Below are 14091 nucleotides of genomic sequence, written 5' to 3' on the forward strand. Positions count from 1 at the left end.
GTTTGTCCACAGCCTCCCGGGGCCTGTAGCCAAAATGTGCCGACGACCGAACAATCGGTAGGTGAGGCGAGTCACAGCCGACGCGCCTCCCGTAGCCACTCCCACGAGGAGGTGCCGTCATGACGGTCATGGAGCAGCGGGGCGCGTACCGGCCATCGCCGCCGCCCGCCTGGCAGCCCCGTATGGACCCCGCGCCGCTGCTGCCCGACGCCGAGCCGTATCGCGTCCTCGGCACCGAGGCGGCCGCGAAGGCCGATCCGGACCTGCTGCGCCGGCTGTACGCACAGCTGGTGCGCGGCCGCCGCTACAACACCCAGGCCACCGCGCTGACCAAGCAGGGCCGCCTCGCCGTCTACCCCTCCAGCACCGGTCAGGAGGCCTGCGAGGTCGCCGCCGCGCTGGCCCTGGAGGAGCGCGACTGGCTCTTCCCCAGTTACCGCGACACCCTCGCCGTCGTCGCCCGGGGCGTGGACCCGGTCGAGGTGCTCACGCTGCTGCGCGGCGACTGGCACAACGGCTACGACCCCCAGGCCCACCGCGTGGCCCCGCTCAGCACCCCGCTGGCCACCCAGCTCCCGCACGCCGTCGGTCTCGCGCACGCCGCCCGCCTCAAGGGCGACGACGTGGTCGCGCTGGCCATGGTCGGTGACGGCGGCACCAGCGAGGGCGACTTCCACGAGGCCCTGAACTTCGCCGCCGTCTGGCAGGCGCCGGTGGTCTTCCTGGTGCAGAACAACGGCTTCGCCATCTCCGTCCCGCTCGCCAAGCAGACCGCGGCGCCCTCGCTGGCCCACAAGGCCGTCGGCTACGGCATGCCGGGCAGGCTGGTCGACGGCAACGACGCGGCCGCCGTGCACGAGGTCCTCAGCGACGCCGTACGGCAGGCGCGGGCGGGCGGCGGACCGACCCTGGTGGAGGCGGTGACGTACCGCATCGACGCGCACACCAACGCCGACGACGCCACCCGGTACCGCGGCGACTCCGAGGTCGAGGCCTGGCGGGCACACGACCCGGTCCAGCTGCTGGAGCGAGAACTCACCGCGCGCGGCCTGCTCGACGACGCCGGCCTCGAAGCCGCCCGGCAGGACGCCGAGGAGATGGCCGCCGATCTGCGGGAACGCATGAACCAGGACCCCGAGCTCAACCCCATGGACCTCTTCGACCACGTCTACGCCGAGACCACCGCGCAGCTGCGCGAACAGCGCGCCCAACTGCGCGCCGAGCTCGAGGCCGAGCAGGACGACCAGGAAGGCGACCTTCGATGACCACCGTCGCCGTCAAGCCCGCCACCATGGCGCAGGCCCTCACACGCGCGATGCGCGACGCGATGGCCGCCGACTCCAGCGTGCACGTCCTGGGCGAGGACGTCGGCACCCTCGGCGGGGTCTTCCGGGTCACCGACGGGCTCGCCAAGGAGTTCGGCGAGGACCGCTGCACCGACACCCCGCTCGCCGAGGCGGGCATCCTCGGCACCGCCGTCGGCATGGCCATGTACGGCCTGCGCCCGGTGGTGGAGATGCAGTTCGACGCCTTCGCCTATCCGGCGTTCGAGCAGCTCATCAGCCATGTCTCCCGGATGCGCAACCGCACGCGCGGCAGGATGCCCCTGCCGATCACCGTTCGCGTGCCCTACGGCGGCGGCATCGGCGGCGTCGAGCACCACAGCGACTCCTCCGAGGCCTACTACATGGCCACCCCGGGCCTGCACGTCGTCGCCCCGGCGACGGTCGCCGACGCCTACGGGCTGCTGCGCCAGGCCATCGCCTCCGACGACCCGGTCGTGTTCCTGGAGCCCAAGCGGCTGTACTGGTCGAAGGACACCTGGAACCCCGAGCAGCCCACGGACGTGGAGCCCATCGGGCGCGCGGTGGTCCGGCGGCCCGGTACCAGCGCGACGCTCATCACCTACGGTCCGTCCGTGCCGGTCTGCCTTGAGGCCGCCGAGGCCGCCCGGGCGGAGGGCTGGGACCTCGAGGTCCTCGACCTGCGCTCCCTGGTGCCGTTCGACGACGAGACGGTCTGCGCCGCCGTGCGCCGCACCGGACGTGCCGTCGTCGTGCACGAGTCGACCGGGTTCGGCGGTCCGGGCGGTGAGATCGCGGCCCGGATCACCGAGCGCTGCTTCCACCACCTGGAGGCCCCGGTGCTGCGGGTGGCCGGCTTCGACCTCCCCTATCCGCCGCCCATGCTGGAGCGGCACCACCTGCCCGGCGTCGACCGCATCCTGGACGCCGTGGCCCGCCTGCAGTGGGAGGCCGAAGGCTGATGGCACAGGTGCTGGAGTTCAAGCTGCCCGACCTCGGCGAGGGCCTGACCGAGGCGGAGATCGTCCGCTGGCTGGTGCGGGTCGGCGACGTCGTCGCCATCGACCAGCCGGTCGTGGAGGTCGAGACGGCCAAGGCGATGGTCGAGGTCCCCTGTCCCTACGGCGGTGTGGTCACCGCCCGCTTCGGCGAGGAGGGGACCGAACTGCCCGTCGGCGCACCGCTGCTGACGGTCGCCGTGGGTCCCGCGACGGCCGGCGAGGACGCCGGCTCGGGCAACGTCCTGGTCGGCTACGGCACCTCCGAGGCCCCGGCTCGGCGACGCAGGGTGCGCGCGACCGGCGCGAACGGGCACGTGAAGCAGGCCGTACAGGCACCGCCCACGCCCGCGCCCGCCCATGCCCCCGCCCCCGCTCCCGTCGAGGGCCCGGTTCCCGTGATCTCCCCGTTGGTGCGGCGGCTCGCCCGGGACGGCGGCCTCGACCTGCGGGAGCTCTCCGGTTCGGGGCCCGAAGGGCTGATCCTGCGCGCCGACGTCGAGAACGCCCTGCGCGCCAAGGCCGCTCCCGCTCCCGTGACGCCGCAGCCCGCCGCCCGGGTCTCCCCGGCGGCCCGCGACGGACTCCGCATCCCCCTCAAGGGCGTCCGCGGTGCTGTCGCCGACAAGCTCTCCCGCAGCTGCCGGGAGATCCCGGACGCCACCTGCTGGGTCGACGCCGACGCGACGGAACTGATGCGCGCACGCGCCGCGATGAACGCTGCCGGAGGACCGAAGATCTCCCTCCTGGCGCTCCTCGCCCGCATCTGCACCGCCGCCCTCGCCCGTCACCCCGAGCTGAACTCCTACGTCGACACCGAGGCCCGCGAGGTCGTCCAGCTCGAGCAAGTGCACATCGGGTTCGCCGCGCAGACCGAACGCGGACTGGTCGTCCCGGTCGTACGGGACGCCCACACCCGCGACGCCGAGTCGCTGACCGCGGAGTTCGCCCGGCTCACCGAGGCGGCCCGGACCGGAACGCTCACTCCCGGGGAACTCACCGGCGGCACCTTCACGCTGAACAACTACGGCGTCTTCGGCGTCGACGGCTCCACGCCGATCATCAACCACCCCGAGGCGGCCATGCTCGGCGTGGGGCGGATCGTCCCCAAGCCGTGGGTGCACGAGGGCGAACTGGCGGTGCGCCAGGTCGTGCAGCTCTCCCTCACCTTCGACCACCGGGTGTGCGACGGCGGCACGGCGGGTGGCTTCCTGCGGTACGTGGCGGACTGCGTGGAACAGCCGGCGGTGCTGCTGCGCGCCCTGTGACCTACGCCGGGTCCATAAGGAGGACCCGAGAGGACATACTCGGGGGGTGACCGAGAACGCCCCCGCCGCACCCGGGACCGCCGCGCCGTACGACGCCGTCGTGCTGGCCGGCGGTGCCGCCCGGCGGCTCGGCGGTGCCGACAAGCCCGCGGTGCGGGTCGGCGGCCGGGCGCTGCTCGACCGGGTGCTCACGGCCTGCGCCGGCGCGGCCACGACCGTCGTCGTCGCCGGCGCCCGCCCCACCGCCCGCCCGGTGCGCTGGGCGCGCGAGGAACCGTCCGGCGGCGGCCCCGTAGCCGCGCTGGAGGCCGGGCTGCGGCTGATCACCGCCGAATACACCGCGGTCCTCTCCGCCGACCTGCCGTTCCTCGAATCAGCCACGCTGGAGCGGCTGTTGGCGGCCCTGCGGGACTCCGGCTCCGACGGTGCGCTGCTCACCGACGCCGAGGGCCGGGACCAGCCACTCGTGGCCGCCTACCGCACCGCCGCGCTGCGCCGTGAACTGGCCGCCCTCGCCGCCGGGCAAGGCGGCCTCACCGGGCTGCCCCTGCGCCGGCTGACCGGCGCCCTCGAGCTCACCCGCGTCCCGGACCCGCTCGCGTCCTTCGACTGCGACACCTGGGACGACATCGCCGACGCCAGGGCACGCATCAGGGAGCATGGGCACGTGTTGGATGAATGGATCTCCGCAGTCAAGGACGAGCTGGGCATCGACCTGGACGTCGACACCGGTCTCCTGCTCGACCTGGCCCGCGACGCCGCACACGGCGTGGCCCGGCCGGCCGCGCCGCTGACCACGTTCCTCGTCGGCTACGCCGCCGCCCGGGCCGAGGGCGGCCCCGAAGCCGTCGCCGAGGCCGCCCGCAAGGCCGCCGCGCTGGCGCTGCGCTGGGAGGAAGGGAACAGCGGGGGCGATCAGGACGGCGCCGGGGGCGCGCCCGCCCCGGACCCGCGATGACCCCCGGCACCCGGGCCGGAGCGCCCGCCGAGGACAGCGACGACCTCGACGTCGAGGAGGCCCTGGCCCTCGTGAGGGAACCCAAGGACTACGCCGCCCCCGCCGCGCCCGCCGCCACCCCCGACGAGCGGCGCCACGAGCGGCACCGGGCCACCCCATGGCCCCGGGCCCGGGAGATCGCCGCCCGCGCCGCCCGCTCGGGCAGCCGCCGCACCCCCGTCTCCGTCCCCCTCGCCGAGGCCCTCGGCCTGGTCCTCGCCGCCCCTCTCGACGCGCTCACCGACCTGCCCTCCTTCGACACCTCCGCGATGGACGGCTGGGCGGTCGCCGGACCCGGTCCCTGGGCGGTGCGAGAACAGGGCGCGCTGGCCGGCCACGCGCTGCCCGAGCCGCTCACCGACGGTGAGGCGGTCCGCATCGCAACCGGCGCCCGCATCCCGACCGACACCACCGCCGTGCTGCGCACCGAACACGGCCGCACGGACGCCCAGGGGCGGCTGCACGCCACCCGCGAGATGAACCACGGGCAGGACATCCGGCCGCGCGGCCAGGAGTGCCGCAGCGGTGACCAGCTGCTCCCGGTCGGCACCCTCGTCACCCCCGCCGTGCTGGGCCTCGCGGCGGCCGCCGGATACGACACCGTCACCGCCGTCGCCCGGCCCCGCGTCGAAGTGCTGGTCCTGGGCGACGAGTTGCTCACCGAAGGGCGCCCGCACGACGGACTGATCCGGGACGCGCTCGGCCCCATGCTGCCGCCCTGGCTGCGTGCGATGGGCGCCGATGTCATCGGCGTGCGCCGGCTGGGGGACGACGCCAAGGCCCTGCACAAGGCGCTCACCGGTTCCCGGGCCGATCTCGTCGTCACCACCGGCGGTACCGCCGCGGGTCCCGTCGACCACGTCCACCCCACCCTGGAGCGCATGGGCGCCGAACTCCTCGTCGCCGGAGTCAAGGTGCGCCCAGGCCACCCCATGCTGCTGGCCCGCACCACGGAGAACCAGCACCTCGTCGGCCTGCCCGGCAACCCCCTCGCGGCCGTCTCCGGCCTGCTCACGCTCGCCGAGCCGCTGCTGCGCACCCTCGCCGCCCGTCCGGCCCCGGAGCCGTACACGCTGGCGCTCGGCGAGGCGGTGCACGGGCATCCTTACGACACCCGGCTCGTCCCCGTGGTGCTGCGCGGCGACCGTGCCGTGCCCCTGCACTACAACGGCCCGGCCATGCTGCGCGGGATCGCCGCCGCCGACGCGATGGCGGTCGTGCCGCCGGGCGGGGCACAGCAGGGGGAGGAGACGGAGCTGCTGGACCTGCCGTGGGCGGCAGCCGGGATCGGGGTGTGTTTCACGTGAAACTTCCGGGTCATGACGCCATCGCCCGCCGTGCGGACGAGCACCTGGTGGCTCACCGGGTGCAGCTCCCGAGGACGGTGGTGGAGCGCCCGATCCGCCAGGTGTTCAAACGGCTGCTCATGGCCCTGCTGGTGCTGGTCGCCACCGCGTTCGTCGTCTACGCCGATCATGACGGCTACCACGACAACTCCGACGGCTCCGTGGACCTGCTGGACGCGTTCTACTACGCGACCGTCACTCTCTCGACCACCGGGTACGGCGACATCACCCCGGTCAGCGACGGCGCCCGGCTCACCAACATCTTCGTCATCACGCCCCTGCGGGTGCTGTTCCTGATCATCCTGGTCGGCACCACGCTGGAGGTCCTCACCGAACGCACCCGGGACGAATGGCGCCTGAACCGCTGGAGGTCCACTTTGCGCGACCACACCGTCGTCATCGGCTATGGCACCAAGGGGCGGTCGGCCATCCAGACTGTCTGTGCCACAGGTCTGAAGGCAGAGCAGGTGGTCGTGGTCGACCCCAGCTCCAAGGCGGTCGACGCCGCGACGGCCGAGGGCTACGCGGGCGTCATAGGCGACGCCACCCGCAGCGATGTGCTCAGGCGGGCCGAGGTGCACAAGGCGCGGCAGATCATCATCGCCCCGCAGCGCGACGACACCGCCGTGCTGGTGACGCTTACCGCCCGGCAGCTCAACCGGAGCGCCAAGATCGTGGCCGCGGTCCGTGAGGAGGAGAACGTCCCGCTGCTCAAGCAGTCCGGTGCCGACGCCGTCATCACCAGCTCCGGCGCGGCCGGCCGGCTGCTCGGCCTTTCCGTGCTCAGCCCGGCCGCCGGCATGGTGATGGAGGACCTGATCCAGCAGGGCAGCGGTCTCGACATCATGGAACGGCCCGTGGTGCGGGCCGAGGTGGGCAAGGGCCCGCGCGAGACGGACGACCTCGTGGTCAGCGTGGTACGCGGGCACCGGGTCCTCGGCTACGACGATCCGTCCATCGGCTCCCTGCAGCTCACTGACCGCCTGATCACCATCGTCCGCGCGAGCCCGGGCGCCCAGATCACCCCGCACCACCGTCCGCTGCCGAGCGACTGAGCGGGCCTGCCCCGGGGACGGCACCGGCGAGGAGTAGCGTCACGGGCATGCATGCGATCACGATTCCCGAACCTGGTGGGCCCGAGGCGCTGGTGTGGGACGAGGTTCCCGACCCCTTGCCCGGCGAGGGCGAAGTTCTGGTCGAGGTGGTGGCCAGCGCCGTCAACCGTGCCGACATCATGCAGCGGCAGGGCTTCTACGACCCGCCGCCGGGCGCGTCCCCCTATCCCGGCCTGGAGTGCTCCGGAAGGATCGCCGCGCTCGGCCCCGGGGTCTCCGGCTGGGCCGTGGGCGACGAGGTCTGCGCGCTGCTCGCGGGCGGCGGCTACGCCCAGAAGGTCGCTGTGCCGGCCGGGCAGTTGCTGCCCGTGCCCGAGGGCGTCGAACTGAGGCAGGCGGCCGCGCTGCCCGAGGTGGTCTGCACCGTCTGGTCCAACGTCTTCATGGTCGCCCATCTGCGTCCGGCCGAGACCCTGCTGGTGCACGGCGGTTCCAGCGGTATCGGCACCATGGCCGTCCAGCTGGCCAAGGCACTCGGAGCCAGGGTCGCGGTGACCGCCGGGACGAAGGAGAAGCTGGACTACTGCGCCCGGCTGGGCGCGGACGTCCTGATCAACTACCGCGACCAGGACTTCGTCGCCGAGATCAAGCAGGCCACGGACGGCGCCGGCGCCGATGTCATCCTCGACAACATGGGCGCCAAGTACCTGAACCGCAACGTCCAGGCCCTCGCCGTCAACGGCCGGCTAGCGATCATCGGCATGCAGGGCGGGGTCAAGGGCGAGCTGAACATCGGCACGTTGCTGAGCAAGCGGGCCGCGATCAGCGCGACCTCGCTGCGGGCCCGTCCGCTGAGCGAGAAGGCCGCGATCGTGGCCGCCGTACGCGAGCATGTGTGGCCGTTGCTGGCCGACGGGCACGTCCGTCCGGTCGTCGACCGTGAGCTGCCGATGCCCGAGGCGGCAGAGGCGCACCGGGTGGTGGAGGAGAGTGGCCACATCGGCAAGGTGGTGCTGGTAGCGCCGTAACCCGTACGGCCTCGGCCACTCCCGCCACCGGCTCGCGACGACCGAACCGGATCGGACCGGTCAGGTACGGCGGATCCGCAGGCCCAGGAACGCCAAACCCAGTCCGAGACCGACGAGGACCAGCCCGGTCCCCAGCGGCAGGATCTCCAGCGTCGGCTCGGCGGGGGCGGCGTCCTGGTGAACGTCGTTCTGCGCCGCGGTCTGCCGCGGGGGCCGGGCGGGATCCAGTCCGGCCTCCTCGGGCGGCGCGGACGCCGTCGGGGTCCCGGCAGGGATGTCGGCGGTCTCCGGCTCCTGCGGATCGAAGGGGTCGGGAGCCCAGGTCACCGTCCCGGAGCCGTCGTCGCCCTCCTCCTCTGCGGCCGGCCCGTCCGGGCGGCCGGGGCGCATCCGGCCCTCACCCGCCCTGCTCCCGGCCCGGGACGGCTCGGCGGCCGGATCGGAGTGGCCGTGGGGGCGGGACGCGGAGTGCGAAGCGGCCGGGGTGGCGGAGACCAGAGCGGCCGGGGTGGCCGGCACGGTGGGCCGGGCCGCGGGCGGGTCCGGCGGCGCGGCCTGCGCGCCGTACGCGGGAGCGGTGCCGTACACCGGCACCGCCGCCACGAGGGCGAGCAGCAGTGGTACGAGGCGGAGCGTGAGTCGCAGCCATGGAGTCACGGCGGTGACCTCCCGGAGCCCATTCGTCGAACATCGACGCAAGCCAGCCTCACATCGTGGTGCAGAACGGGCATTCCGGATTGCGCCGTCGGAGCTAAAGGGTGGATCTGCCCCATGAGGGGGCAGCACGGTGATGAGGTGAGGGCGTGCGAGACAATGGCGGCATGGAGATGCCGAGGAACGAACGGTCGCCGGAGAATCCCCAGATCCTGGTCGTGGGCCAGGACGGCATGGCGATCGGCGGCGGGGACGAGGACTCCCGTGAGACGCCGGTGACGGACCAGGTCGAACAGCCGGCCAAGGTGATGCGGATCGGCAGCATGATCAAGCAGCTGCTCGAGGAGGTCCGGGTCGCTCCCCTGGACGAGGCCAGCCGGGCCCGGCTCAAGGACATCCACCGCAGCTCGGTGAAGGAACTGGAGGACGGTCTGGCGCCGGAGCTGGTCGAGGAGCTGGAACGGCTGTCGCTGCCGTTCACCGACGACACGACCCCGAGCGACGCGGAACTGCGCATCGCGCAGGCCCAGTTGGTGGGCTGGCTGGAGGGCCTGTTCCACGGCATCCAGACGACGCTGTTCGCCCAGCAGATGGCCGCGCGCGCCCAGCTGGAGCAGATGCGCCGGGCGCTGCCGCCGGGTGTGGGCGGCCACGAGGGCGGTGACGACCCGCGCGCGGGCGGCCGTTCGGGCGGCCCGTACCTGTAGTCCGCCCGGGCGGTCCGAGCCGCCCAGGAAGACAGAGGGCCCGGCGGTGTTCCGCCGGGCCCTTCGTACGTGGCCGCGCGAGCGGCCGGATGCTGTCAGGGGTTGCCCGTCGAGACGTTGAGCTGGATCTCGACGTTCTTCGGGTCGACGTCCGTGCCGGCCTTCGGGAACTGGTCGATGATCGCGCCCTGGCCGAAGGTGTTCTCGTCGACGTTCTTGGTCGAGACGCGCCAGCCCGCGGCCGCCGCACACTCCTTGACGGACTTGATGTACTTGAACCGGAAGTCCGGGAGCTCGATCTTCTTCGGGTCGTTGTACGACTCCTCCGGCTCCGTGCAGTCGGTCTCCTTGACCGTCTTCGACGTGTCCGGTCCCCGGTAGCCCGCCGCGTGGGTCGACGCCGAGGGGCTGGGGTCGTTGCCGCCCTGGTCGTCCGTGCCTCCGCTGTTCAGGGTCAGCGCGACGATCAGGCCGACGACCGCGACGAGGGACACCACGATCGAGCCGATGATCACCGGCTTGTTGCTCTTGCCGCCGCCCCCGCCCGAGGACTGCACGGCCGTCTGGGGCGTGATGTTGTACGGCGGCGGGGTCGAGGGCGACTGCTGCCCGTACGCCGCGGGCGTCTGGTAGCCGCCCTGCTGGGGATAGCCGTACGCCGGGGTGGGTGCCGGGGTGCCGTACGGGTTCGGCTGGTACGGCGTCTGCACCGGGCCGGTCGGAGCCGGGGCCGCCTGGTCGATGGGCGGGAACACCGTGGCGCCCACGCCCGCGCCGCTCTGCGTCGGTCCGGCACCCGGCACGATGCTGGGCGGGGCCGCCTGCAGGGAGGCGGCGACACGAAGGCACTCGTCCCGCATGGACTCGGCGGTCGGGAAGCGCTCGTTCGGGTTCTTCTTCAGCGCGCGGGAGATCAGGGCGTCCACCGCGGGCGGCAGCGCGCGGTTGATCGAGGAGGCCGCGACCGGCACCTCCTGCACATGCGCGTAGGCGATCGCCAGCGGGGAGTCCGCGTCGAACGGCAGCCGCCCGGTCACGAGCTGGAACAGCATGATGCCGACCGAGTACAGGTCGGAGCGGGCGTCCACACCGCGGCCGAGGGCCTGCTCGGGCGAGAGGTACTGCGGGGTGCCGACGACCATGCCGGTCTGCGTCATCGAGGTGACACCGGACTGCATGGCGCGGGCGATGCCGAAGTCCATGACCTTGACCACGCCGCGCTTGGTCATCATCACGTTGCCCGGCTTGATGTCGCGGTGGACCAGGCCCATCTCGTGGCTGATCTCCAGCGCCGCCAGCACGTCCGCGGTGATCTTCAGCGCCTTGTCGGCGGGCATCGCGCCGGACTGCCGGACGTCCTCGTCGAGGACCGAGCCGAGCGGGCGCCCCTCCACGTACTCCATGACGATGTACGGCATCGTCGCGCCGTCCAGCGCGTCCTCGCCGGTGTCGAAGACGGAGACGATGTTGGTGTGGGTGAGCTTGGCCACGGACTGGGCCTCGCGCCGGAACCGCTCACGGAAGGCCTGTTCCCGGCCCAGCTCGGAGTGCAGGGTCTTGATCGCCACCTGGCGGTCGAGCACGGTGTCGTAGGCCAGGTGAACCGAGGCCATGCCGCCCTGACCGAGCAGGTCGCGCAGCTGGTAGCGACCGCCGGCCAGCGTCCGCCCCGCGTACCGCTCCTGTGCGCCGTCCTGGCTCATCTCTCCGCGTCCCCCACTGGCCGTCCGGCGCCGTCGCTGGGCGAACATGCCTTGATCGAATGTGTCATTCCCGGCCAAGTCTGCCCGAGGGCACTGACACGTCAAGCTCGGTGCCCGTTCCGTGACCGTACGCGAAAGAAGCGTCGCGCAAGCGTTACAGCGGACGTACGAGCAGTGCACAGAATTTGCACGAGAGCGCGTGCTAGGGGTTTCATGACCGGTCCGTCTCGGGCCCGTTCCGGTTCCGGTTCCGGACCGGAGGCGGACGCGGAGGCTGTAGCGTGGCCGACGGAGACCGTAACAACACCGCGCGCACCGCGGGCAGAAACGACGGCGAGGACCGATGGCACAGACGCACAGCGCCCAGGGCCCGTCCGACCCCGAGGCGACTGGCGGCGGCATGTCAGAGACGCCCGAGATGTGGGGCAACGGCGGGCTCGTCGGCGACGGCCGGTACCGGCTGACCCACCGGCTGGGCCGGGGCGGCATGGCCGAGGTGTTCGCGGCCGAGGACGTCCGTCTGGGCCGCACGGTCGCGGTCAAGCTGCTCCGTGCCGACCTGGCCGAGGACCCGGTCTCCAAGGCCCGGTTCACGCGCGAGGCCCAGTCGGTCGCCGGACTCAACCACCACGCGATCGTCGCCGTGTACGACTCCGGCGAGGACGTCGTGGGCGGCCAGTCGGTGCCGTACATCGTGATGGAGCTGGTCGAGGGCCGCACCATCCGCGACCTGCTGCTCAACGCCGAGGCGCCGGGCCCCGAGCAGGCCCTGATCATCGTGTCCGGGGTGCTGGAGGCGCTCGCCTACTCGCACCAGCACGGCATCGTGCACCGCGACATCAAGCCGGCCAACGTCATCATCACCAACAACGGCGCCGTGAAGGTGATGGACTTCGGCATCGCCCGCGCGCTGCACGGCGCGTCGACGACGATGACGCAGACCGGCATGGTGATGGGCACCCCGCAGTACCTCTCCCCCGAGCAGGCGCTCGGCAAGGCCGTCGACCACCGCTCCGACCTGTACGCGACCGGCTGCCTGCTGTACGAACTCCTCTCCCTGCGGCCCCCGTTCACCGGTGAGACGCCGCTGTCGGTGGTCTACCAGCACGTCCAGGACATCCCCACCCCGCCCTCCGAGGCCTCCGACGCCTGCCCGCCGGAGCTGGACGGCCTGGTCATGCGCTCGCTCGCCAAGGAGCCCGACGACCGGTTCCAGACCGCCGAGGAGATGCGCGGCCTGATCCAGTACGGCCTGCAGATGCTGTACGAGCAGGGCGGCCACACCGGCACCTGGAACACCGGGCCGGTGGCCGCGCACGACGGCCGGCACACGCCGGCGGCGGGCTTCGCGGGGACGGCCGTGATGCAGCACCCCGGTGACTTCGGCGCCGGCACCGCGCAGATCCCGCAGCCGATCCTGCCCGGCGGGTACGGGGGCGGCGAAGACGGCGGCTTCGAGGGACACGGCAACCGGGGCAGCGGCCGCGGCAAGCTGTGGATCCTCGCCGTGCTCGCCGTGATCGCGATCGCGGCCGGTGTCGCGCTGGCGCTCAACCACAACAACGGCGGCGGCGGCGGTGGGACCACGCCGACGCCGACCCACTCCAAGGCCACGAAGGACGAGACGGCCTCCCAGTCGCCGTCCGACGACAACACCGACCAGCCCACGGACCCGTCCACCGAGAACGAGACGGACAACGGCAGCGGTTCGAACTGGGGGACACCGTCGTACACCCCCTCGTACACCCCGTCCCAGCCGTCCACCGACGACCCGAGCGACGAGCCGTCGGATCCGGAGCCCTCGGACACGCCGCCGTCGGACCCGACGGACGGCGGCACGGACGCGGGGACCACGGACGGCACCGACGGCGGTGCCACGGAGGGCTCGGACGGGGGCGTCACCCCCTCCGCCCCGGTGTCGCCCTGAGACACCCCGGCTGAACCACTCCCACGCGCGCGGGCGGGCCACGGCTCACCCGCGCGCGTGGCGTTCCACGCCCCGGGGCCCCTCACCCCGCGAACGCGTCGCACACCGCCTCGTACTCGCGCGTCCACCACACCGCGAGCGCCGAGGCGGCCGGGAACTGGCAGTCCGCGCGGGTGTCCCCGCGCTCGTAGTGCCAGCGCAGCATCCAGAAGTCGTTCAGCCGCTCCCACCACACCCGGTGCACGGCCGCCGCCAGCTCGGACGGCGTGGCGCGGGCCGCGCGCCGGTACGCGCGCGCGTAGGCACGCACCTTCGGCAGGTCGAGCGCGCCCGCGGCCCGTACGAAGAAGATCGCGGCGGCGCGCACGGCCTCCTCGGCGCGGGGCTGCACGCCCAGCCGGTCCCAGTCGACGATGGCGGCCGGGCCGTCGTCCCTGTAGAGCAGGTTGAAGGGGTGGAAGTCGCCGTGCACCCAGCCGACCGGGCCGCCGCGCGGCGGACGCCGGCCGGCGTGGCTCTCCAGCAGGGCACGGCGTTCCAGGAGCCGGTGGCGGGCGAGCTCGTCGAACGCGTCGGCGGGGCGGTGGCGGCGTACGTGGCCGAGCAGCTCGTCGATCAGCGCGAACGTGTCGGCCGGGTCGGCGCTCTCGACCGGATGCGGGCCGGTCGCCGGGCGGGTGCGCCCCTTGGGGGGCATCACCCGCTCCAGACAGGCGTGCACGGCTCCCAGGAGCGCCCCCAGGCGTGCGCTCTCGGAACGGGTGAGCTGGCCGCCGTGGCGGTGCCGCCCGTCGATCCAGGGGTGCAGGGCGTAGGCGTGGCCGCCCACGACGGCGACCGTGCGGCCCTCGCGGTGCGCGAGCGGCTGGGCCACGGGGACGCCGAGGTCGGCGAGGCGCTGGGTGGCCCGGTGGCGGCGCTCGATGGCGGCCGGGTCGGCGGTGTCCGGATCGAAGTGGTGTTTGAGGAAGTAACGGCCGCGGGTGGTGCACACCCGGTAGCCGCGGTTCAGCAGGCCCTGGTCGACGGGTTCGCAGGCGAGGGCGGTACCGGCGGCGTACAGGCGCAGCAGGGCGCCCAAAGGGGGCGCGTGCGGTACAGGGG

Annotated in this window: 12 protein-coding genes; 9 read left to right on the plus strand and 3 right to left on the minus strand. The window is 73.1% G+C overall.

Annotated features, from left to right (window positions below; translation table 11 throughout):
- Window positions 1-119: 119 nt before the first annotated feature.
- The 7 genes from pdhA to ACZ6B1_RS18600 are packed head-to-tail and all read left to right on the plus strand — an operon-like array spanning window position 120 to window position 7996.
- On the plus strand, window positions 120-1265 hold the full coding sequence (gene pdhA / locus ACZ6B1_RS18570; RefSeq protein WP_468779613.1) for a pyruvate dehydrogenase (acetyl-transferring) E1 component subunit alpha: 1146 nt from the start codon (window positions 120-122) through the stop codon (window positions 1263-1265).
- Window positions 1262-2266, plus strand: a complete 1005-nt coding sequence (locus ACZ6B1_RS18575; RefSeq protein ID WP_468779615.1) for an alpha-ketoacid dehydrogenase subunit beta — start codon at window positions 1262-1264, stop codon at window positions 2264-2266. Before pdhA ends, ACZ6B1_RS18575 begins: the two co-directional genes overlap by 4 nt.
- A complete protein-coding gene (locus ACZ6B1_RS18580) occupies window positions 2266-3570 on the plus strand; it encodes a dihydrolipoamide acetyltransferase family protein (protein WP_468779617.1) in 1305 nt (434 codons plus the stop codon). Before ACZ6B1_RS18575 ends, ACZ6B1_RS18580 begins: the two co-directional genes overlap by 1 nt.
- Window positions 3571-3616: 46 nt before the next feature.
- Complete coding sequence (locus ACZ6B1_RS18585) at window positions 3617-4528, plus strand: NTP transferase domain-containing protein (protein ID WP_468779619.1); 912 nt, start codon at window positions 3617-3619, stop codon at window positions 4526-4528.
- Complete coding sequence (locus tag ACZ6B1_RS18590) at window positions 4525-5874, plus strand: molybdopterin molybdotransferase MoeA (protein ID WP_468779621.1); 1350 nt, start codon at window positions 4525-4527, stop codon at window positions 5872-5874. Before ACZ6B1_RS18585 ends, ACZ6B1_RS18590 begins: the two co-directional genes overlap by 4 nt.
- Window positions 5862-6968 carry a potassium channel family protein gene (locus ACZ6B1_RS18595; protein WP_468779623.1) on the plus strand — a complete coding sequence of 369 codons (1107 nt, stop codon included), beginning with the start codon at window positions 5862-5864 and terminating at the stop codon, window positions 6966-6968. Before ACZ6B1_RS18590 ends, ACZ6B1_RS18595 begins: the two co-directional genes overlap by 13 nt.
- Before the next feature lie 47 nt (window positions 6969-7015).
- Complete coding sequence (locus ACZ6B1_RS18600) at window positions 7016-7996, plus strand: NAD(P)H-quinone oxidoreductase (protein WP_468779625.1); 981 nt, start codon at window positions 7016-7018, stop codon at window positions 7994-7996.
- Window positions 7997-8056: 60 nt separating this feature from the next.
- Here the strand turns inward: ACZ6B1_RS18600 and ACZ6B1_RS18605 are convergent, their stop codons facing one another.
- The gene (locus ACZ6B1_RS18605) at window positions 8057-8653 is read right to left on the minus strand and encodes a hypothetical protein (RefSeq protein WP_468779628.1); all 597 of its coding nucleotides are present in this window, start codon (window positions 8651-8653) and stop codon (window positions 8057-8059) included.
- Between the two features lie 164 nt (window positions 8654-8817).
- On the opposite strand from ACZ6B1_RS18605, the gene ACZ6B1_RS18610 reads away from it, so the two are divergent.
- Window positions 8818-9357 carry a bacterial proteasome activator family protein gene (locus tag ACZ6B1_RS18610; RefSeq protein ID WP_199213592.1) on the plus strand — a complete coding sequence of 180 codons (540 nt, stop codon included), beginning with the start codon at window positions 8818-8820 and terminating at the stop codon, window positions 9355-9357.
- Between the two features lie 95 nt (window positions 9358-9452).
- Here ACZ6B1_RS18610 and ACZ6B1_RS18615 read toward each other — a convergent pair whose 3' ends face one another.
- The gene (locus ACZ6B1_RS18615) at window positions 9453-11060 is read right to left on the minus strand and encodes a protein kinase domain-containing protein (RefSeq protein ID WP_468779630.1); all 1608 of its coding nucleotides are present in this window, start codon (window positions 11058-11060) and stop codon (window positions 9453-9455) included.
- Between the two features lie 343 nt (window positions 11061-11403).
- On the opposite strand from ACZ6B1_RS18615, the gene ACZ6B1_RS18620 reads away from it, so the two are divergent.
- Entirely contained in the window at window positions 11404-12987 is a 1584-nt protein-coding gene (locus ACZ6B1_RS18620) for a protein kinase domain-containing protein (RefSeq protein WP_468779632.1), read from the plus strand.
- Window positions 12988-13069: 82 nt separating this feature from the next.
- Here ACZ6B1_RS18620 and ACZ6B1_RS18625 read toward each other — a convergent pair whose 3' ends face one another.
- The gene (locus tag ACZ6B1_RS18625; RefSeq protein ID WP_468779634.1) at window positions 13070-14068 is read right to left on the minus strand and encodes a phosphotransferase; all 999 of its coding nucleotides are present in this window, start codon (window positions 14066-14068) and stop codon (window positions 13070-13072) included.
- Window positions 14069-14091 lie beyond the last annotated feature (23 nt).

The sequence above is a fragment of the Streptomyces sp. NPDC041129 genome (assembly GCF_055592265.1).

Excerpts from the sequence above, each read along its gene's own strand:
- ACZ6B1_RS18615 (WP_468779630.1), bottom strand. The coding sequence starts at position 11,060 with ATGAGCCAGGACGGCGCACAGGAGCGGTACGCGGGGCGGACGCTGGCC.
- pdhA (WP_468779613.1), top strand. The coding sequence starts at position 120 with ATGACGGTCATGGAGCAGCGGGGCGCGTACCGGCCATCGCCGCCGCCC.
- ACZ6B1_RS18590 (WP_468779621.1), top strand. The coding sequence starts at position 4,525 with ATGACCCCCGGCACCCGGGCCGGAGCGCCCGCCGAGGACAGCGACGAC.
- ACZ6B1_RS18610 (WP_199213592.1), top strand. The coding sequence starts at position 8,818 with ATGGAGATGCCGAGGAACGAACGGTCGCCGGAGAATCCCCAGATCCTG.
- ACZ6B1_RS18600 (WP_468779625.1), top strand. The coding sequence starts at position 7,016 with ATGCATGCGATCACGATTCCCGAACCTGGTGGGCCCGAGGCGCTGGTG.
- ACZ6B1_RS18575 (WP_468779615.1), top strand. The coding sequence starts at position 1,262 with ATGACCACCGTCGCCGTCAAGCCCGCCACCATGGCGCAGGCCCTCACA.
- ACZ6B1_RS18580 (WP_468779617.1), top strand. The coding sequence starts at position 2,266 with ATGGCACAGGTGCTGGAGTTCAAGCTGCCCGACCTCGGCGAGGGCCTG.
- ACZ6B1_RS18620 (WP_468779632.1), top strand. The coding sequence starts at position 11,404 with ATGGCACAGACGCACAGCGCCCAGGGCCCGTCCGACCCCGAGGCGACT.